Raw genomic sequence first — 18,875 nt, 5'->3', positions numbered from 1 at the left:
TCTTGCCCGGCGGCGCTGCGCTTGCGCGGGCCTACGGGGTATGAGCCTGTGAGAGCGCCCTGTAGGCCGGGTAAGGCGACAGCCGCCACCCGGCATAACGGCTGGAGCCGGGTCGATAACTACCCGGACTCGCGCGAAGGCCGCGTCCGGGCTACCGGTTAGGATGAATGATAACAGCCGCCAGCGCTCAGCGTCGGGAGCGCACCACCTGGTAGCGGCGGGTGAAATACTCCACCGGCGCGCTCCAGACGTGAACCAGACGGGTGAACGGGAAGATCAGGAAGATGGTCATCCCCAGAACCAGGTGGACGCGGTAAATCCAGGCCACGCCGTCCAGATGCGCCGAGGCGCCGCCGTGGAAGGTGACCACCGCCTGCGCCCAGTCCACCAGCTTGAGCATTTCGCTGCCGTCCGGATGCTGGGCGGAGAAGGGGATCGTCGTCAGCCCCAGCGCGCACTGAATCAGCAAAATGCACAGGATCAGAATATCTGCCGTGGTGGAGGTGGCGCGAATGCGCGGGTTGGTCAGGCGGCGAGCCAGCAAGCCGATGCCGCCCACCAGGGTGAGCACCCCACACACGCCGCCGAGGATCATTGCCATCAGCTGCTTCTGCGACATTGGCAGGAACCACGAGTAGACCCAGTGCGGGGTCAGCATGCCAAAGAGATGGCCGAAAAAAATGCCGAGAATGCCGATATGAAACAAGTTCGACCATAGCACCATACCGCGTTTATCCAGCATCTGGCTGGATGACGCGCGCCAGGTATACTGCCCATAGTCGTAGCGTAGCCAGCTGCCGAGCAGAAACACGGCGCCGCAAAGGTAAGGGTAGATATCGTAAAAGAAGACGTTCAGATACTGGATCATTTCGGGCCTCCGGCGCGGATGTCGACGTACAGCGGCGCCACATCCTGGCTAAAGCGTCGTTGATAAGCTTGCATAGGCGAGCTGTCGCAAGCGGTCGCATTATCTTCAATAAACTTCACCTGCTCTTCTTCCCACACTTCGTCCAGCGCCTGACAGGTATCGTCGCGCTTTTCTCCCGCCACCTGTTTGGTGACACTGTCACTGGTGAGCGGGCTTTTTGCCAGTTCCAGCAGGGCGTCAAAAAGTTGATAATACGAGCATTCTCGTTGCTTCAGGCGGCCGCCGATCAGCGCCAGAATCGGCGCGATATTCTGCAGCCCTTCGCGGGCGTCGGCGAGGGGTAAAATACTGAGATACTCCAGATACAGCGGCAGATAGTCGGGCAGTTCACGACAATCGATCAGCAGACCTGCCTGCTGATACTGATTCATCAGGTCCACCATCGCCTGGCCACGGTCGCGGGACTCAGCATGCACATGTTCAAACAGCAGCAGCGAGGTAGCGCGCCCTCGCTCGAACACCTCGCACCAGTCGGCCTGGCGATCCAACAGCGGCGCCGCCAGCAGCTCCCCGACAAAGGGCGTCAGGGAAGGGATATCGGCGCTGACCAGCGCCAGGGCTTCGTCGCGGTTCTCCCACAGCACCTCGTCGGGATACTCCAGCAGCAGACCGAGCACTTTCAGGATCCGCATCACTCTCCCTCCCCATGCTTACGCACGCCGCTGACGTCGATGGCGTCAATCCGCCGGCTGTTAAACAGGTTGAATTTCGTATCTGACCCGTGGCAGCCGTCGCCGAAGGTAAAGCCGCAGCCGTTGCGTTCCGGGAAGGCATCCTCTGCCAGTTCGCGATGGCTGGTGGGGATCACGAAGCGGTCTTCGTAGTTGGCGATCGCCAGATAGCGATACATCTCTTCGACCTGCTCAACGCTGAGTCCCACCTCTTCAATTGCCCGGGTATCGGTCACGCCCTCAACGGTTTGCGAGCGCTTGTAGTGGCGCATCGCCATCATCCGTTTCAGCGCGCGCAATACCGGCCCGGTATCCCCGGCGCTCAACAGGTTCGCCAGGTACTGGACCGGAATGCGCAGGCTCTCAACCGCCGGCAGGATGGCGCCGTTGTTGGGCAGGCCGCCGGCGTCGGCAACCGACTGGATCGGCGACAGGGGCGGCACATACCAGACCATCGGCAGGGTGCGATACTCCGGATGCAGCGGCAGGGCCAGTTTCCAGTCCATCGCCAGCTTATAGACCGGCGATTTCTGCGCCGCCTCAATGACATTGTGGGGGATGCCTTGTTTTAACGCTTCCTCGATGACCGCCGGATCGTTTGGATTAAGGAATACCTCGCACTGGCGCTCATAGAGGTCGGTTTCATGCTCGGTGCTGGCAGCTTCTTCGATACGGTCGGCGTCATACAGCAAGACGCCGAGATAGCGGATGCGCCCGACGCAGGTTTCGGAGCACACCGTTGGTTGCCCGGACTCAATGCGCGGATAGCAGAAGATGCATTTTTCCGACTTACCGCTCTTCCAGTTAAAGTAGATTTTTTTATATGGACAGCCGCTGATGCACATCCGCCAGCCGCGGCATTTGTCCTGGTCTATCAGCACGATGCCATCTTCCTCACGCTTGTAGATGGCGCCGCTCGGGCAGGTGGCCACGCAGCTCGGGTTGAGGCAGTGCTCGCACAGGCGCGGGAGGTACATCATAAAGGTGTTTTCGAACTGGCCGTACATCTCTTTCTGCATGGCTTCGAAGTTACGGTCGCGGGCGCGTTTCTCGAATTCACCGCCGAGCAGTTCCTCCCAGTTCGGGCCCCAGTCAATTTTATCCATCCGCTCGCCGCTGATCAGCGAGCGTGGGCGGGCGGTAGGCAGATATTTTCCCTCCGGCGCGTTGTGCAGATGCTGGTAATCGTAGGTGAAGGGTTCGTAGTAATCGTCAATCGCCGGCAGCACCGGGTTGGCGAATATCTTCGACAGCACGCTAACCCGATTGCCGAGGCGGGGCGTCAGTTTACCGCTGATGCCGCGGATCCAGCCGCCTTGCCACTGCTCCTGGTCTTCCCAGTTTTTTGGGTAGCCAATGCCCGGTTTGGTTTCCACATTATTGAACCACGCGTACTCCATGCCCTCCCGGCTGCTCCAGACGTTTTTACAGGTGACCGAGCAGGTGTGACAGCCGATGCATTTGTCCAGATTCAGCACCATTCCAACCTGAGAACGGATTTTCATTTTTTCGCCTCCTGTACCTGATCGCGACCTTCGTCATCCAGCCAGGCAATATTTTTCATTTTGCGGATCATGATGAACTCGTCGCGGTTGGAGCCGACGGTGCCGTAGTAGTTAAAGCCATAGGCCAGCTGGGCGTAGCCGCCGATCATGTGCGTCGGCTTCGGGCAGACGCGGGTGACGGAGTTATGAATGCCGCCGCGGCGGCCGGTCACTTCCGAACCCGGGATATTCATAATCCGCTCCTGAGCGTGATACATCATGGTCATCCCCGGCGGCACGCGCTGGCTCACCACCGCCCGGGCGGTGAGGGCGCCGTTGGCGTTGAACGCTTCAATCCAGTCGTTATCTTCAATGCCCAGCTCTCTGGCGTCAGTTTCACTGAGCCAGACGATCGGCCCGCCGCGCGACAGCGTCAGCATCAGCAGGTTTTCGCTGTATGTGGAGTGGATCCCCCATTTCTGGTGCGGGGTCAGGAAGTTCAGCGCTTTCTCCGGAAAACCGTTCGGCGGCACGGCCTTCATCTGGCTGACGCTGCGGGTATCAATGGGCGGGCGATAAGCCACCAGGCTTTCGCCGAAAGCCCGCATCCACGGATGGTCCTGATACAGCTGTTGCCGCCCGGAGAGGGTGCGCCACGGGATCAGTTCGTGCACGTTGGTATAACCGGCGTTGTAGGAGACGTGCTCGCTTTCCAGTCCGGACCACGTTGGGCTGGAGATGATCTTGCGCGGCTGCGCCTGAATATCGCGGAAGCGGATCTTCTCATCCTCTTTATTCAGCGCCAGATGAGTGTGGTCGCGACCGGTAAATTCTCCCAGCGCCTGCCAGGCTTTCACCGCCACCTGGCCGTTGGTTTCCGGCGCGAGGCTGAGAATAACTTCGGAGGCGTCAATGGCGCTGTCGATCCGCGGCCGGCCTTTGGCCGGACCGTCCTGCTTGAGGTAGTTAAGCTTGCCGAGGAAATCGACTTCGCTTTGCGTATTCCACGAGATGCCTTTTCCGCCGTTGCCAAGCTTATCGAGCAGCGGACCGAGAGAGGTGAAGCGTTCCCAGGTGGCGGGATAGTCGCGCTCCACCAGGGCAATCGACGGAGCGGTTTTCCCGGGGATCAGATCGCATTCGCCCTTGCGCCAGTCAAGCACCTCGAACGGCTGCGCCAGCTCAGCCGGAGAGTCATGCTGCAGCGGTACCAGCACCACGTCGGTCTCTTTCCCGAGATGGCCGACGCAGACCTGCGAGAAGGATTTGGCGATATCTTTGTAAATCTCCCAGTCGCTCTTTGCCTCCCACGCCGGGTCGACGGCGGCGGAAAGCGGGTGGATAAACGGATGCATATCCGAGGTGTTCATATCGTCTTTTTCGTACCAGGTGGCGGTCGGTAGAACAATATCGGAAAAGAGACAGGTACTGGACATGCGGAAATCCAGCGTCACCAGCAGGTCGAGTTTGCCCTCGATAGCCGCCGTCTGCCACTCGACTTCCTCAGGTTTCACCTCATCGCTGGCGCCCAGTTCATCCCCCTGAATACCGCTGTCGGTCCCGAGCAGGTATTTCAACATGTACTCATGCCCCTTACCGGACGATCCCAGCAGGTTAGAGCGCCAGATAAACAGGTTCCGCGGATGGTTTTTGCCGCTGTCCGGTTGCTCGGCGGCAAAGCGGATCTCGCCGGATTTTAGCGACCGCACCGTGAAATCCGAGGGCGATAGCCCGGCGGCCTCGGCCTGCTGCTTGATGGTCAGCGGGTTGACGTTGAGCTGTGGCGCAGAAGGCAACCAGCCCATCCGTTCCGCGCGGACGTTGAAGTCGATAAGGCTGCCGCTAAATTTGCTGGCGTCGGCCAGCGGCGACAACAGCTCCTGCGCGGTCAGTTTTTCATAGCGCCACTGGCTGGCGTGATTGTAGAAATAGGAGGTGCTGTTCATTTGCCGCGGCGGACGGTTCCAGTCCAGCGCGAACGCCAGCGGCAGCCAGCCGGTCTGCGGGCGCAGCTTCTCCTGGCCAACATAGTGCGACCAACCGCCGCCGCTCTGGCCGACGCAGCCGCAGAACACCAGCAGGTTAATCATCCCCCGGTAGTTCATATCCATGTGGTACCAGTGGTTTACCCCGGCGCCGAGGATAATCATCGAACGGCCATGGGTTTTATGCGCCGTATCGGCGAACTCGCGGGCGATTTGTTCGATATGCTGGCGCGGCACGCCGGTGATCTGCTCCGCCCACGCCGGGGTATAGGCTTTAACCTCGGCGAAATCTTTCGCCGCATTGACATCATCAAGCCCTCGGTCCAGGCCGTAGTTAGCCAGAATCAGGTCATATACGCTGACCACCAGGCCGCTTTCGCCACTGGCCAGCGTCAGCTGTTTCACCGGGAGCGGATGAAGGGTTACCGGTGCCTGCGGCACGCTGCGGAAATGCGGGTTTTCATTGCCGCCGAAGTAGGGGAAGGCGACTGACGCCACGCTGTCGCGAATATCCAGCAGAGACAGCGTGAGCTCCACCGTTTTGCCGTCAGCCAGCGGTTCGAGATTCCATTTCCCTTTTTCGCCCCAGCGAAAGCCGATGGAACCGTTTGGCGCCACCAGTTCGCCGTCGGCGGTGCAGGCGACGGTTTTCCATTCCGGGTTATTCGTTTCGCCCAGTCCATCCAGCAGGTCGGAGGCGCGCAGCATGCGGCCTGGCACATAGCTGCCATCGTCGCGCGGCTCAAGCATCACCAGCATCGGCATGTCGGTATAGGTGCGGCAGTAGTTAAGAAAGTAATCGCTCGGGTTATCAAGGTGGAAGGCTTTGAGGATGACGTGGCCCATGGCCATCGCCAGCGCGCTGTCGGTACCTTGCTTCGGCGCCAGCCAGTGGTCGCACAGTTTGGCCACTTCCGAATAGTCCGGGGTGATGGCGATGGTTTTGGTGCCTTTGTAGCGTACTTCGGTGAAGAAGTGGGCATCCGGGGTCCGGGTCTGCGGCACGTTGGAGCCCCAGGCGATAATGTAGCTGGCGTTGTACCAGTCGGCGGATTCCGGCACGTCGGTCTGCTCGCCCCAGGTCATTGGCGAGGCCGGGGGCAGATCGCAGTACCAGTCGTAGAAGCTGAGGCAGGTGCCGCCGATAAGGGATAAATAGCGGGTACCCGCCGCGTAGGAGACCATCGACATCGCCGGGATCGGCGAGAACCCGGCGACACGGTCCGGGCCGTAGTGTTTGATGGTCCAGACGTTGGCGGCGGCGATGAGCTGATTCAGCTCTTTCCAGCTGGAGCGGACAAAGCCGCCTTTGCCGCGCGCCGCTTTATAGCTGGTGGTTTTGGCCGGATCCTGCATGATGCTATCCCAGGCCTGCACCGGGTCGGGAAACTCAGCCAGTGCTTCGCGCCACAACGCAATCAGCCGTTTACGCGCCAGCGGGTACTTCAGACGGTTGGCGCTATAGAGATACCAGGAGTAGCTGGCGCCTCGCGGGCAGCCGCGTGGTTCATGGTTCGGCAGATCCGGGCGGGTACGTGGATAATCGGTCTGCTGGGTTTCCCAGGTCACCAGACCGTTTTTGACATAAATTTTCCAGCTGCAGGAGCCGGTGCAATTCACGCCGTGGGTGGAGCGGACAATTTTGTCGAACTGCCAGCGTTGACGGTAGCTGTCTTCCCAGTCACGGTTGTTGTTGTAGACCTGACCGTGGCCGTTGGCAAAGGTTTCGCCTTTCTGCTTAAAGTAGCGAAAGCGATCCAGTAGTTTACTCATGACATTTCTCCTGCTCCGATAAAGTCCGGCATCGTGCCACCCGGCCGGATGAGCGAACGAACGCGTACGCCGGATAAGGCGGAAGCCGCCATCCGGCAGATAAATCGTTATGGTTAAGCGGGTTTACGTCGGCCGTAGACCAGCCAGGTCACCAATACGCAAACCACATAAAAAACGAAAAAGACCTTCATCGCCCCGACCGGCGAACCGGTCATCGCCAGCGAGGTGCCGAAGGCTTTTGGGATAAAGAAGCCGCCGATGGCGCCAATTGCCGAGACAAAGCCCAGCGCGGCAGCGGTATCGGTTACGGCTTCATGCTGCGCTTCTTCTTCGCTGCCGCCGCGCTGCCTCACGCTCTCGATGGTGAGCTGACGGAAGATGACGGCGATCATCTGGAAGGTGGAGCCGCTGCCGAGCCCGGCGGTTAAGAACAGCCCCATAAACACCACGTAGAAGGCGAGGAAGCTGCCGGATCCGCTGCCCGGCAGGGTGAGGAACAGCAGACCGGTAAAGAGCGCCATCAGCACGAAATTGACCAGCGTCACCCGCACACCGCCCAGACGGTCGGAGATGATCCCGCCGAACGAGCGCGCCAGCGCGCCGATAAACGGTCCAAAGAAAGCCAGCTTGAGAATGTCGACCGCAGGAAACTGGGTTTTCGCCAGCATGGCGAAGCCGGCGGAGAAGCCGATAAATGAGCCGAAAGTCGCCAGATAGAGCAGGCTCAACAGCCACATATGCGGGCGCTTGAGTACGGGAAGCTGATCGCGAATCGAGGCCTTCGAACTGGCGATATCATTCATACCGAACCAGGCGGCAGCGGTGGCAAGCAGCAGGAGGGGTACCCAGACGAGCGCCGCATTACTCAGGGCCATGGTCGAGCCATCGGGCTGGGTGACGCCATGGACGCCGAGGAAGGTGAAGATCGGCAGGAAGATCACCGCCGGGGCGACCCTCTGCATCACGCTGACCCCGAGATTGCCCAGGCCGCCGTTGACCCCCAGCGCGCTGCCCTGTTTGGCTTTGGGAAAAAAGAAACTGATATTTCCCATACTGGAAGCAAAATTAGCCCCGGCAAAACCGCACAGCAGCGCAATAACAATAAATACCCAGAATGGAGTAGCGCTATTCTGGATCGCCACGCCTAACCAAATACAAGGCACAATTAGGATCACTGTACTTAATACGGTCCAGTAGCGCCCGCCGAAGAGGGGTACCATAAAGGAGTAGGGGACCCGTAATATCGCGCCGGAAAGTGAAGGAAGTGCGGTTAATAAAAAAAGCTGGTCGGTAGTGAAATGAAAACCGACCTTATTAAGGTTGACCGCCACGGCGCTGAATAACATCCATACGCAGAAAGCAAGTAGTAAGCAGGTGACTGATATCCAGAGGTTTCTTCTCGCAATGGCCTGACCCTTGTTTTCCCAGAAGGCCTTATTTTCTGGCCGCCAGTTTTTCAAAAGGTAATGATTATCTTTCTCATTTTGTACCGACATATTGCCCTCTAATTGCCCGGAATGGAGTAAATAAATAAGGTCAACAGCTGAATACAAGGTGACGGTGAATAACCCTTAATTGGCGTTATCTAAAAAGCGTAGATAAAAAAACGTGCTGTCGGAGAGCACGTGGAGAGCGTAGCGGGATTAATTGTTACTAAATGTAAAATTTAACTAAAATAACTCCAGCGTAATCATCTTATTGACGTAACGGCTAAACGCCGTCTCGTCCAGGGTTTGGGTGCCGAGGGCGTAAATCCCGTCGAGGCCGCACACCAGGGCGATAAAACGCCAGGCGATATCCACCGGCGGCTCGGTCGAGTGAAACTCACCGCAGGCGAGGCCCTGTTCCACGATCGCCACGGTCTCGGCATGCCACATGGTCATGGTCAGCAGGTAGGCCGCTTTGATGTCCGGGTCGCTGTCGGCCAGCACCTGGCCTTCCCGCCACAGGCGGATATAGGGTTCCAGCCGGCCATCCTCGCTGCCGATCATCGAGAATAACCGCTCGCGCCAGCTGGCATCCTCCGCAACCAGCGGCATGTCGAGCATCTCGCGGATAAGACGGATGAACACCTGGGACTTCAGCTCGCCAATGGAGGCGAAGTGGTGGTGCAGTTGTCCGGCGGCCACCTGCGCCTCGCGGGCGATCTGCCGGACGGTCATGGCGCTGAAGCCGCCGCGCAGCGCCAGGCGCATGGCGGCCTGCATAATTCCTTCCCGTCGCTCATCCCGCTGTAAATAGTGCATAGGACCCCGCTGATATCTGGCTTTGGCCGAGTGTAACAAAAAGTTGGACATGTGTTCAACAATCCGGCAGGATCGCCATCCTGGACATGTGTCCAAGTTCTAACATTGAGGTACACGCTATGTCACGGCAATGGATGACGCTGATGGCGATTTTGCTGGTTTATATTCCGGTGGCGATTGACGCCACGGTGTTGCATGTGGCCGCGCCGACCCTCAGCGTCGCGCTGGGCAGCAGCGGCAATGAGCTGTTGTGGATCATTGATATCTATTCATTGGTGATGGCCGGGATGGTGCTGCCGATGGGCGCCCTTGGCGATAAAATCGGCTTTAAACGTCTGCTGCTGCTCGGCAGCGCTATTTTTGGCATCGCCTCGCTGTGCGCCGCGCTGTCGCCGACCGCCCTGACGCTGATTGCCTCCCGCGCCCTGCTGGCGGTGGGGGCGGCGATGATCGTTCCGGCGACGCTTGCCGGGATCCGCAGCACCTTCGCCGAGGCCAGCCAGCGCAATATGGCGCTGGGGCTGTGGGCGGCGGTGGGCTCCGGCGGCGCGGCCTTTGGCCCGCTGGTGGGCGGCATGCTGCTGGAGCATTTCTACTGGGGATCGGTGTTCCTGATCAACGTGCCGATTGTGCTGGTGGTTATCGCCATTAACGCGAAAGTGGTGCCGCGCCAGCCCGCGCGCCGCGACCAGCCGCTGAACCTGCTGCAGGCGCTCATTTTGATTGCGGCGATCCTGATGCTGGTGTTTAGCGCCAAATCGGCCCTGAAGGGCCAGCTGGCGCTGTGGCTTACCGCGCTGGTGGCGATCGGCGGGGCGGCGATGCTGACCTGGTTTATCCGCAAACAGCTGTCGGCGGCCCGGCCGATGGTGGATATGCGCCTGTTCACCCATCGCATTATTTTAAGCGGGGTGATGATGGCGATGACGGCCCTGATTACCCTGGTGGGTTTTGAGCTGCTGATGGCGCAGGAGCTGCAGTTTGTGCATCAGAAAACGCCGTTCGAGGCGGGGATGTTTATGCTGCCGGTGATGGTGGCCAGCGGCTTTAGCGGGCCGATTGCCGGGATGCTGGTGTCGAAGCTCGGACTGCGCGAGGTGGCTACCGGCGGGATGTTGCTGAGCGCCTTCAGCTTTCTGGGCCTGGCGCTGACCGATTTCAGCACTCAACACTGGCTGGCCTGGGGGCTGATGACGCTGCTGGGCTTTAGCGTCGCCAGCGCGCTGCTGGCCTCCAGCTCCGCCATTATGGCGGCGGCGCCGAAGGAGAAAGCGGCGGCGGCCGGGGCGATCGAAACCATGGCTTATGAGCTGGGCGCCGGCCTCGGCATTGCGCTGTTCGGCCTGATCCTCACCCGCAGCTACAGCGCCACCATTGTGCTACCGTCCGGGCTGAATGAGACGATGGCGCAGCAGGCGTCGTCATCGATCGGCGAGGCGGTCAGCCTGACCCAGGGGCTGCCCGCCGGGGTGGCGGAGGCGCTAATGGGGGCGGCGAAGGCGGCCTTTACCCAGGCGCACAGCCTGGTGCTGGCGACAGCGGGGGTCATGCTGCTGCTGCTGGCCGCCGGGATTTGGCGCAGCCTCGCCACGGCGACGAAGCCGCCGTCGGCGCTATAGCTGTAGCGATAGGTCCATCGCCGCGCGGCGTAGCGGGGCGAGGGCCTTCTCTTTTAACGCCCCGGCGCTGACCGTCGCGGCCGGCACTCCGACATTCAGCGCGGCCACCACCTGGCCATGACGCGACAGCACCGGCACCGCCAGCGAGCACAGGCCCACCTCTATCTGGCGGTCGGCGAGGGCATAGCCCTGCATGCGCACCCGATCAATCTCCGCGCGTAGCCCGGCCATATCGCACAGGGTGTGTGGGGTGTAGCGAATGAGCACGGCGCGTGACAGTGTCACCTCCAGCTGCTCCTCCGGCAGCGCGCTGAGCAATACCCGACCCATCGACGTCGCCCAGGCCGGCAGACGGCTGCCGCGTCCGAGATCGACGCTCAGTAAATTATTCACCGCGGCGCGGGCGATATAGAGCACGTTATCCCCATCAAGCGTCGCCGCCGAACAGGATTCGCCGAGGGCTTTGCCGAGGCTATCCAGCGCCGTCTGCGCCACTTTCGCCAGCGGGGTGCCGGCGAGATAGGCATGGCCCACCGCCAGCACCCGGGGCAACAGCTCATAATGGCGGCCATCCGGGCTATGGACCATGCCCAGCGCGGCGAGGGTATACAGGCAGCGGCGTACCGCCGCGCGGGAAATTTGCGTTTTCTGGCTTAACTGGGAAATGGTCAGCCGCTGACGCTGCGGGGTAAAGGCGTTAAGCACCTCCAGCCCGCGAGCCAGAGACAGCATAAAGTTGGGATCGTGCTCGGCCTGCCTGGCGCTTAGGGTGGTGGGGGTATGGTCACGCATGGATTCCCTCTCCGTTGCATTGCAAAGCTCACGGGGCATCACTATACCGTGCGCAAACCGCACCGTCCTGAATTGTGCCGGTTTTACCACCGCGATCACATTATTAACCGCCTTTTAACAAACGTGCCGATAATCGCACAACATTTCGATTATCGCCGTTGACCACCCGCCAGACCGAACCCTATTGTCAATGGCACAGCCCTCCCCGTTATGGAAGTGGGTACAAAAAGTTATACATCTCATCAGGAAGCGAAAATGACTGCCACCGTAGAAGGTATTGAGAGCTGGATTGTGGATGTCCCAACCATCCGGCCACATAAATTGTCGATGACCACCATGGGATGTCAGACGCTGGTGATCGTGCGCCTTACTCGCTCCGACGGCATCTGCGGCATTGGCGAGGCCACCACCATCGGCGGCTTGAGCTATGGCGTCGAGAGCCCGGAGGCTATCTCGTCGGCGATAACGCATTACCTGACGCCGCTGCTGCTGGGGCAACCGGCCGATAACCTGAATGCGCTGACCGCCCGCATGAACAGCGCCATTAAAGGCAACACCTTTGCGAAGTCCGCCATTGAAACCGCGCTGTTGGATGCCCAGGGCAAAGCGCTGGGCCTGCCGGTGTCGGCGCTGCTCGGCGGCGCGCTGCAAACGTCCTTGCCGGTGCTGTGGACGTTAGCCAGCGGCGATACCGCAAAAGATATTGCCGAAGGGGAAAAATTGTTAGCAGAGGGCCGCCATCGGGCATTCAAGCTGAAAATTGGCGCCCGCGAATTAGCTACCGACCTGCGCCATACCCGCGCCATTGTGGAAGCGTTAGGGGATCGCGCCAGCATCCGCGTCGACGTCAACCAGGCCTGGGACGCCGCGACCGGCGCGAAAGGCTGCCGCGAGCTGGCGGCGATGGGCGTCGACCTCATCGAACAGCCGGTCAGCGCCCACGACAACGCGGCGCTGGTGCGGTTGAGCCAGCATATTGAAACCGCGATCCTCGCCGACGAAGCGGTAGCCACCGCTTACGATGGCTATCAACTGGCGCAGCAGGGCTTTACCGGCGCTTACGCGCTGAAAATAGCCAAGGCCGGCGGACCGAATAGCGTACTGGCGCTGGCCCGCGTCGCCCAGGCGGCGGGGATAGGCCTGTATGGCGGCACCATGCTGGAGGGGACCGTGGGGACTGTCGCCTCGCTGCACGCCTGGTCGACGCTGCCGCTGCAGTGGGGCACCGAGATGTTCGGCCCGCTGTTGCTGAAAGACGATATCGTCCGCGTACCGCTCTCCTTTGCCGACGGCGAGGTGGCGCTCCCGCAAACCCCGGGTCTTGGCGTCGAGCTGGATGAAGACAAACTGCGTTTTTACACCCGCCAGGCGTAGCGGGTAACAGGAGAAACACATGCTATTTAAAGTGGAGATGACCGTGAATATTCCGCTTGGCTTTCCCGTCGCCGAAGCGGAGGAAATAAAGCAACGCGAAAAAGCCTATTCACAACAATTACAGCGGGAAGGCAAGTGGCGACATATCTGGCGCGTCGCCGGTCTTTACGCCAATGTCAGTATTTTCGATGTCAACGATGCCGAAGAGTTACATCAAATATTAATGGGATTGCCGCTGTATCCTTTTATGGATATTCGCGTCGAGGCGCTGTGCCGTCATCCCTCGTCTGTTCGTGACGACGATAGCTAATAATAATAACACCTGACCTTATGCCGGGGTGACCCGGAAAATACCCTACAACGATAAGAGAGAATAATGATGAGTAATGCTTTCGTACAACAAGAAGCCGTGCAGAAATTATTACGTGAAGGCGCGGGTTTACATGTCCCTGGCGGTAACGAACGTTTTAAAGCCATTATTCACCGTCTGCTGGAGAATATCTGTACGCTGATCGACGACTATAACGTTACCGAAGAAGAGTTCTGGCATGCGGTGAACTATCTGCATGCGCTGGGCGGCCGTCAGGAGGCGGCGCTGCTGGCGGCGGGACTGGGTCTGGAGCATTTCCTCGACCTGCGTCAGGACGCCATTGACGCGGCGGCGCGCCGGGAAACCGGCACCCCGCGCACCATCGAAGGGCCGCTGTATGTGGCTAATGCGCCGCTGGCGGACGGCCACGCCCGGATGGATGATGGCGCCGACGCCGGGGAAGTGATGTGGCTGCATGGCCAGGTCAACGATACCGAGGGCCGGCCGGTGGCCAACGCCATTGTCGATATCTGGCACGCCAATACCCTCGGCAATTACTCCTTCTTCGACCCGAGCCAGAGCGAATACAACCTGCGCCGGCGGATCCGCACCGGCGCCGATGGCCGCTACAGCGTGCGCAGCATCCTGCCATCCGGCTACGGCTGTCCGCCGGATGGCCCGACGCAGAAGCTGCTGGATCGGTTAGGCCGCCATGGCAACCGTCCGGCGCACATTCACTTCTTCGTCTCCGCGCCGGGGCATAAACATCTCACCAGCCAGATCAACCTCAGCGGCGATAAATACCTGTGGGATGATTTTGCCTTTGCCACCCGCGACGGCCTGATTGCCGACCCGATCAAAGTGACGGACCGCGAGACTATCGCGCAGCGCGACCTTGAGGGAGAGCACACTGAGGTCTGTTTTGATTTCACCCTGTGTAAAGCGCTCAGCGCCGACGAAGAGCAGCGCGGCGCCCGCCTGCGCGCCAAAGCGTAATCTGCTGTAACGGCCCCGGGCATGCGGTTGCCCGGGCCAGACATTGCACCTGAAAGCAAACAATTCACCCGGTTTCTTTCATCCTGAATACTGCAGGAGGGACTGACTCATGCAAAAAACGCTATCAGCGCTTAAAGACAAAATTAACAACGCCTTAATTGTCGATCGTGAAAACCATATTTACCGCTGCCACCGTTCGATATTTACCGACCCGCAGCTGTTTGAATTTGAAATGAAGCATATCTTTGAAGGTAATTGGGCGTTTCTCGCCCATGAAAGCCAAATAGCCGAGCCGGGGGATTATTATACCCTGACGCTGGGGCGTCAGCCGGTCATTATTACCCGCGATAAAAAGAACGAGCTGCATGCGTTAATTAACAGCTGCGCCCATCGCGGCGCCATGTTATGTCGACGGAAAACCGGGAATAAAAACTCATTTACCTGTCCGTTTCACGGCTGGACCTTCAGCAATAATGGCAAACTATTAAAAGCTAAAGATGAAAGCACCGGCGGCTATCCTGACACCTTCAAACAGGAAGGATCGCACGACCTGCAAAAGCTGCCGCGTTTTCAGTCCTATCGCGGTTTCTTATTCGGTAGCCTCAATGCCGACGTGCAGCCGCTGGAAGCCTATCTCGGGGAAACCTGCAAAATCATCGATCTGATCGTCGACCAGGCGCCGGAGGGGCTGGAGGTGCTCAAGGGATCGTCGAGCTATGTGTACGAGGGCAACTGGAAGCTGGGCGCAGAGAACGGCGCTGATGGCTACCACGTGAGCGTGGTGCACTGGAACTATGCCTCCACCATGTCGCGGCGCAATTATGAAGCGGAAGGCACCCATGCGGTGGACGCCAACGGCTGGTCAAAAAGCCTCGGCGGCGGCTACGGATTTGATAACGGCCATATGCTGCTGTGGACCCGGGCGCTGAACCCGGAGGTGCGCCCGGTGTATGCCCACCGCGAGCGCCTGCAGGCGGAATTCGGCGAACTCCGCGCCGACCAGATGGTCAACGAAACCCGCAACCTGTGCCTGTACCCCAACGTCTATCTGATGGATCAATTCTCCACCCAGATCCGCGTCATTCGTCCGCTGGCGGTGGACAAAACCGAAGTCACTATCTGGTGCTTTGCGCCGAAGGGGGAATCCGACCAGGCGCGGGCCCTGCGCATCCGCCAGTACGAGGATTTCTTTAACGTCAGCGGGATGGGCACCCCGGACGACCTCGAAGAGTTCAGCGCCTGTCAGCGCGGCTATCTCGGCGAAAACCTGGCGTGGAGCGATCTCAGCCGCGGCGCGCTGCGCTGGGTCGACGGTCCGGATGAGCATGCGCAGCACGCCGGATTTCATCCGCGCTTAAGCGGCGTGAAATCGGAGGACGAGGCGCTGTATATCGCCCATCACCATCACTGGCAGACGCTGATGCTGGCGGCGATTGAACAAGAGCAGCAACGCTATGACCAGTCGATCACCCAGCGCGTGGAGGTGGCCTGATGCTGAACCTCGAACAGGTACGCCAGTTTCTCTACTACGAAGCCCGTCTGCTGGATGATCGTCAGTGGGATGAATGGCTCAGCTGCTACAGCCCGCAGGTCGTCTACTGGATGCCCGCGTGGGGCGACGATGACCAGCTGACGCGCGATCCGCAAAAAGAGATTTCGCTGATCTACTATCCCAACCGCGAAGGGCTGGAGGATCGCGTCTACCGGATTAAAACCGAGCGCTCAGGGGCCAGCACGCCGGAGCCGCGAACCACCCATATCATCAGCAACGTCGAGCTGCTGGGGGAGAACGATGAAGGGCTGGAGGTGCGTTACAGCTGGGTGACCTGGAGCCACCGCTATCAGCACACCGACGCCTTTTTCGGCGCCACCTGCTGCACGCTGACCGAGCAGGACGGCAGGCCGCAGATCGTGCGCAAAACCGTGCGCCTGAATAACGATTATATCCGTCAGGTGATCGACGTTTACCACATTTAAGAGGCGCTTATGACCTTCACTATTGCTCTTAATTTTGAGGACGGTATTACCCGCTTTATTCAATGCCATGCCGGAGAGAAAGTCCTGGATGCCGCCTATCGGCAGAAGGTGAATTTGCCGATGGACTGCTCGGACGGCGTGTGCGGCACCTGCAAATGCCACTGCGCCAGCGGGGAATACGCTCTCGGCGACGAGTATCTCGACGAAGCGCTAAGCGACGAGGAAGCGCAGGCCCGCCAGGTGCTGACCTGTCAGATGGTGCCCACCAGCGACTGCGTTATCGATGTGCCAGTGGCTGCCGCCCAGTGTAAAACCGCCCTGACGAACACCGGGGCGCAGGTGCGGCAGGTGAATTGTCTGTCCGATACCGCCGTCGAGCTGGTGGTCGCCCTCGATGAACCGCTGGACTTCCTGGCGGGGCAGTACGTCAACATCCAGGTGCCAGGCACGCCGCACGTTCGCGCCTATTCCTTCAGCTCCCGCCCAGGCTCGGCAGAAGGACGTTTCCTGATCCGTAACGTGCCCGGCGGCATGATGAGCCAGTGGTTAACCCGGCAGGCGCGGCCCGGCGATCGCCTGATCCTCAGCGGCCCGATGGGCAGCTTCTATCTGCGCCATGGCGAACGTCCGCTGCTGATGCTGGCCGGCGGTACCGGGCTGGCGCCGCTGCTCTCCATGCTCGAGACCCTGCAGACGCAGAACAGCTCGCGCCCGGTGACCCTGCTGTATGGCGTCACGCGCGACGGCGACCTGGTGAAGACCGAGGCGCTGGAGGCATTCCGTCAGCAGTTAACCCACTTTCGCTGGCTGCCGGTGGTGGCGGAGGAAAACAGCGCCTGCCCGCAGCGCGGCTTTGTCACCGATCATCTTGACGACGCCATGCTGAATAATGGCGAGGTCGATATCTACCTTTGCGGCCCGCCGCCGATGGTCAACGCGGTCGCCACGGCGCTGCGCGAGCGAGGGATCGCCCCGGCGGGCTTCTGGTACGAGAAATTTATCGCCAGCCAGAGCGCGGCGGCATAAGGAGGAAGTATGCGTTTTCGCGATAAAGTGGTCGCCATCACCGGCGCGGCCCAGGGCATTGGCCGCCAGACCGCGGAGCAGGCGGCTGCGGAAGGCGCGGCTCTGCTGCTCATCGATCGCGCGCCCTGGGTGCGCGAGCTGGCGGCGACCCTGGCGCAGTCCGGCAGTCAGGTGCTGGCGCTGGAGGCGGACCTGGAACAGTGGCCGAGCGCCGAGCAGGCATTTGCCGACGGGGTCGCGCATTTTGGCCGCATCGATGTGCTAATCAATAACGTCGGGGGGACCATCTGGGCGCGGCCGTTTGCCGAATACCAGCCGGACCAGATTGAGAAAGAGATCCGCCGCTCGCTGTTTCCCACCCTGTGGGGCTGCCGCGCGGCGCTGCCCTGGATGCTCAAGCAGGGCAAAGGCAGCATCGTCAACATCTCATCGGTGGCGACGGCGGGGGTCAACCGGGTGCCTTACTCGGCGGCGAAAGGCGGCGTCAATGCGCTGACCCGGTCGATCGCCATGGAGTACAGCGGCAGCGGCATCCGCATCAATGCCGTCGCGCCGGGCGGGACGGAGGCGCCGCCGCGCCTGACGCCGCGTAACGACGAGCAGCCCGGTGAGCAGGAGAAGGTATGGTATCAGCAGGTGGTCGATCAGACGGTGGCCAGCAGCCTGATGCACCGCTACGGCACGCTGGCGGAACAGGCGAATGCGATCCTGTTCCTCGCCAGCGATGAGGCCAGCTATATCACCGGCGTGACCCTCCCGGTGGCGGGCGGCGATCTCGGCTAACGGCGGGTCGCGTACCAGCAGAGCAGGGAGCCGAGACACACCATCCCGGCCCCCTGCCAGAAGGGCCACGATAGCGCGGCGCTAAGCAGGATCGCCGCCAGCGCGGAGGAGAGCACCGGCGTGAAGTAGGAGGCCGCCGCCAGCAGGCTGACGTTGCCGTGAAGGATCCCCACGTTCCACGCGGCGTAGGCCAGACCGAGCGCCACCGCTACCGTCAGCAGCTTGATGCTGACCGGCCAGCTGAAGACCATCGGCGGCTGCGGCGTGGCGAGAAACTTCAGCCACAGCGTCAGCGCGGTTAACAGGACGAACAGGGTAATGGCATTTTTGCCGCGGGCATATTTGGCCGTCACCGTGCAGTAGGCCGCCCAGATAAAGGCGCCGATAAAGGCCAACAGATAGCTGAGCGGACTGGAGATGACGTTGCTGATAATCTCGTCCAGCTGCAGGCCATGCTCACCCCCCAACACCCAGCCGACGCCAAGCAGGGCGAGAAGCAAACCGGGGATCACCAGCCAGCTGCTTTTCTGACCATTAAACAGGATGGCGAACAGAATGGTCAGGCTGGGCCACAGGTAATTGACCATCCCCACTTCAATGGCCTGCTGACGGCTGGCGGCATAGCCCAGGGATAGCGCGAGGCAGATTTCATAGCTGACGAACAGCGCGCTGCCGGCCAGCAGATAGCGGCGCGGGATCTGGCGCAGGTTAGGGAAACCGACGGTAAAAATCAGCAGCAGGCCGCTGAGGCTGTAAATCATCGCCGCGCCGCCGACCGGTCCCAGTCCTTCGCTGACGCCGCGAATCAATCCGACCATGGTGCTCCATAAAATAATGGCGGCGAAGCCGATGGTCGTGGCTCTCTTTTTCTCCATGCTTATCCTGAGGGTTACGCAAATGCAGCCGGCATA

General features: G+C 60.4%; 16 protein-coding genes. 8 read left to right on the top strand and 8 right to left on the bottom strand.

Going from position 1 to position 18,875, the window contains the following annotated elements:
• Positions 1–187: 187 nt before the first annotated feature.
• The 6 genes from narI to ABLV04_RS15870 all read right to left on the bottom strand — a co-directional run bounded on the left by narI (position 188) and on the right by ABLV04_RS15870 (position 9,087).
• Positions 188–868: a respiratory nitrate reductase subunit gamma gene (narI, locus tag ABLV04_RS15895; RefSeq protein WP_023289864.1), complete on the bottom strand. Its 681-nt coding sequence runs from the start codon at positions 866–868 to the stop codon at positions 188–190.
• Positions 865–1,560 (bottom strand): nitrate reductase molybdenum cofactor assembly chaperone, encoded by a 696-nt coding sequence (gene narW / locus ABLV04_RS15890; protein ID WP_032453024.1) that lies wholly within the window; start codon positions 1,558–1,560, stop codon positions 865–867. The genes narI and narW overlap by 4 nt, the downstream gene beginning before the upstream one ends.
• The gene (gene narH, locus ABLV04_RS15885) at positions 1,560–3,104 is read right to left on the bottom strand and encodes a nitrate reductase subunit beta (protein ID WP_004202708.1); all 1,545 of its coding nucleotides are present in this window, start codon (positions 3,102–3,104) and stop codon (positions 1,560–1,562) included. The genes narW and narH overlap by 1 nt, the downstream gene beginning before the upstream one ends.
• The gene (locus tag ABLV04_RS15880) at positions 3,101–6,841 is read right to left on the bottom strand and encodes a nitrate reductase subunit alpha (protein WP_180265883.1); all 3,741 of its coding nucleotides are present in this window, start codon (positions 6,839–6,841) and stop codon (positions 3,101–3,103) included. Before ABLV04_RS15880 ends, narH begins: the two co-directional genes overlap by 4 nt.
• A 113-nt stretch (positions 6,842–6,954) precedes the next feature.
• Positions 6,955–8,337 carry a NarK family nitrate/nitrite MFS transporter gene (locus ABLV04_RS15875; RefSeq protein WP_348815891.1) on the bottom strand — a complete coding sequence of 461 codons (1,383 nt, stop codon included), beginning with the start codon at positions 8,335–8,337 and terminating at the stop codon, positions 6,955–6,957.
• Between the two features lie 174 nt (positions 8,338–8,511).
• Positions 8,512–9,087: a TetR family transcriptional regulator gene (locus ABLV04_RS15870; RefSeq protein ID WP_048336097.1), complete on the bottom strand. Its 576-nt coding sequence runs from the start codon at positions 9,085–9,087 to the stop codon at positions 8,512–8,514.
• 119 nt (positions 9,088–9,206) lie between these two features.
• On the opposite strand from ABLV04_RS15870, the gene kmrA reads away from it, so the two are divergent.
• Positions 9,207–10,706 carry an efflux MFS transporter KmrA gene (gene kmrA / locus ABLV04_RS15865; RefSeq protein ID WP_348815889.1) on the top strand — a complete coding sequence of 500 codons (1,500 nt, stop codon included), beginning with the start codon at positions 9,207–9,209 and terminating at the stop codon, positions 10,704–10,706.
• Here the strand turns inward: kmrA and ABLV04_RS15860 are convergent.
• Positions 10,701–11,537 (bottom strand): IclR family transcriptional regulator C-terminal domain-containing protein, encoded by an 837-nt coding sequence (locus ABLV04_RS15860; RefSeq protein ID WP_072096558.1) that lies wholly within the window; start codon positions 11,535–11,537, stop codon positions 10,701–10,703. The two genes, kmrA and ABLV04_RS15860, sit on opposite strands and share 6 nt — an antisense overlap.
• Positions 11,538–11,708: 171 nt before the next feature.
• Here ABLV04_RS15860 and ABLV04_RS15855 point away from each other — a divergent pair, with 171 nt between their 5' ends.
• From ABLV04_RS15855 to benD, 7 genes are all read left to right on the top strand, one after another.
• Positions 11,709–12,872, top strand: a complete 1,164-nt coding sequence (locus tag ABLV04_RS15855) for a muconate cycloisomerase family protein (RefSeq protein ID WP_180265886.1) — start codon at positions 11,709–11,711, stop codon at positions 12,870–12,872.
• A 19-nt stretch (positions 12,873–12,891) separates the two neighbouring features.
• Positions 12,892–13,182 carry a muconolactone Delta-isomerase gene (gene catC / locus ABLV04_RS15850; RefSeq protein ID WP_023289855.1) on the top strand — a complete coding sequence of 97 codons (291 nt, stop codon included), beginning with the start codon at positions 12,892–12,894 and terminating at the stop codon, positions 13,180–13,182.
• Between the two features lie 69 nt (positions 13,183–13,251).
• Complete coding sequence (catA, locus tag ABLV04_RS15845; protein ID WP_048298680.1) at positions 13,252–14,178, top strand: catechol 1,2-dioxygenase; 927 nt, start codon at positions 13,252–13,254, stop codon at positions 14,176–14,178.
• Between the two features lie 109 nt (positions 14,179–14,287).
• Positions 14,288–15,670, top strand: coding sequence for a Rieske 2Fe-2S domain-containing protein (locus tag ABLV04_RS15840; RefSeq protein ID WP_044523467.1), 1,383 nt, complete (start codon positions 14,288–14,290; stop codon positions 15,668–15,670).
• Positions 15,670–16,155 carry a benzoate 1,2-dioxygenase small subunit gene (gene benB, locus ABLV04_RS15835; protein WP_023289852.1) on the top strand — a complete coding sequence of 162 codons (486 nt, stop codon included), beginning with the start codon at positions 15,670–15,672 and terminating at the stop codon, positions 16,153–16,155. Before ABLV04_RS15840 ends, benB begins: the two co-directional genes overlap by 1 nt.
• 9 nt (positions 16,156–16,164) lie before the next feature.
• On the top strand, positions 16,165–17,181 hold the full coding sequence (gene benC, locus ABLV04_RS15830) for a benzoate 1,2-dioxygenase electron transfer component BenC (RefSeq protein WP_048297600.1): 1,017 nt from the start codon (positions 16,165–16,167) through the stop codon (positions 17,179–17,181).
• Positions 17,182–17,190: 9 nt separating this feature from the next.
• Positions 17,191–17,964 (top strand): benzoate diol dehydrogenase BenD, encoded by a 774-nt coding sequence (gene benD, locus ABLV04_RS15825; protein ID WP_048335854.1) that lies wholly within the window; start codon positions 17,191–17,193, stop codon positions 17,962–17,964.
• Here benD and yddG read toward each other — a convergent pair.
• A complete protein-coding gene (gene yddG, locus ABLV04_RS15820; RefSeq protein WP_032453011.1) occupies positions 17,961–18,839 on the bottom strand; it encodes an aromatic amino acid DMT transporter YddG in 879 nt (292 codons plus the stop codon). The genes benD and yddG overlap by 4 nt on opposite strands.
• Positions 18,840–18,875 lie beyond the last annotated feature (36 nt).

The sequence above is a fragment of the Klebsiella sp. JN_Kp127 genome, assembly GCF_040062505.1.
Lineage (GTDB): Bacteria > Pseudomonadota > Gammaproteobacteria > Enterobacterales > Enterobacteriaceae > Klebsiella > Klebsiella quasipneumoniae.
The sequence above is the reverse complement of the archived record's forward strand: the minus strand, read 5'-3'. Positions and strand labels throughout refer to the sequence as shown.

Excerpts from the sequence above, each read along its gene's own strand:
- yddG (WP_032453011.1), bottom strand. The coding sequence starts at position 18,839 with ATGGAGAAAAAGAGAGCCACGACCATCGGCTTCGCCGCCATTATTTTA.
- ABLV04_RS15880 (WP_180265883.1), bottom strand. The coding sequence starts at position 6,841 with ATGAGTAAACTACTGGATCGCTTTCGCTACTTTAAGCAGAAAGGCGAA.
- narW (WP_032453024.1), bottom strand. The coding sequence starts at position 1,560 with ATGCGGATCCTGAAAGTGCTCGGTCTGCTGCTGGAGTATCCCGACGAG.
- narH (WP_004202708.1), bottom strand. The coding sequence starts at position 3,104 with ATGAAAATCCGTTCTCAGGTTGGAATGGTGCTGAATCTGGACAAATGC.
- ABLV04_RS15840 (WP_044523467.1), top strand. The coding sequence starts at position 14,288 with ATGCAAAAAACGCTATCAGCGCTTAAAGACAAAATTAACAACGCCTTA.
- ABLV04_RS15875 (WP_348815891.1), bottom strand. The coding sequence starts at position 8,337 with ATGTCGGTACAAAATGAGAAAGATAATCATTACCTTTTGAAAAACTGG.
- catC (WP_023289855.1), top strand. The coding sequence starts at position 12,892 with ATGCTATTTAAAGTGGAGATGACCGTGAATATTCCGCTTGGCTTTCCC.
- benD (WP_048335854.1), top strand. The coding sequence starts at position 17,191 with ATGCGTTTTCGCGATAAAGTGGTCGCCATCACCGGCGCGGCCCAGGGC.
- benC (WP_048297600.1), top strand. The coding sequence starts at position 16,165 with ATGACCTTCACTATTGCTCTTAATTTTGAGGACGGTATTACCCGCTTT.
- benB (WP_023289852.1), top strand. The coding sequence starts at position 15,670 with ATGCTGAACCTCGAACAGGTACGCCAGTTTCTCTACTACGAAGCCCGT.
- kmrA (WP_348815889.1), top strand. The coding sequence starts at position 9,207 with ATGTCACGGCAATGGATGACGCTGATGGCGATTTTGCTGGTTTATATT.
- narI (WP_023289864.1), bottom strand. The coding sequence starts at position 868 with ATGATCCAGTATCTGAACGTCTTCTTTTACGATATCTACCCTTACCTT.
- ABLV04_RS15860 (WP_072096558.1), bottom strand. The coding sequence starts at position 11,537 with ATGCCCCGTGAGCTTTGCAATGCAACGGAGAGGGAATCCATGCGTGAC.
- ABLV04_RS15855 (WP_180265886.1), top strand. The coding sequence starts at position 11,709 with ATGGAAGTGGGTACAAAAAGTTATACATCTCATCAGGAAGCGAAAATG.
- ABLV04_RS15870 (WP_048336097.1), bottom strand. The coding sequence starts at position 9,087 with ATGCACTATTTACAGCGGGATGAGCGACGGGAAGGAATTATGCAGGCC.
- catA (WP_048298680.1), top strand. The coding sequence starts at position 13,252 with ATGAGTAATGCTTTCGTACAACAAGAAGCCGTGCAGAAATTATTACGT.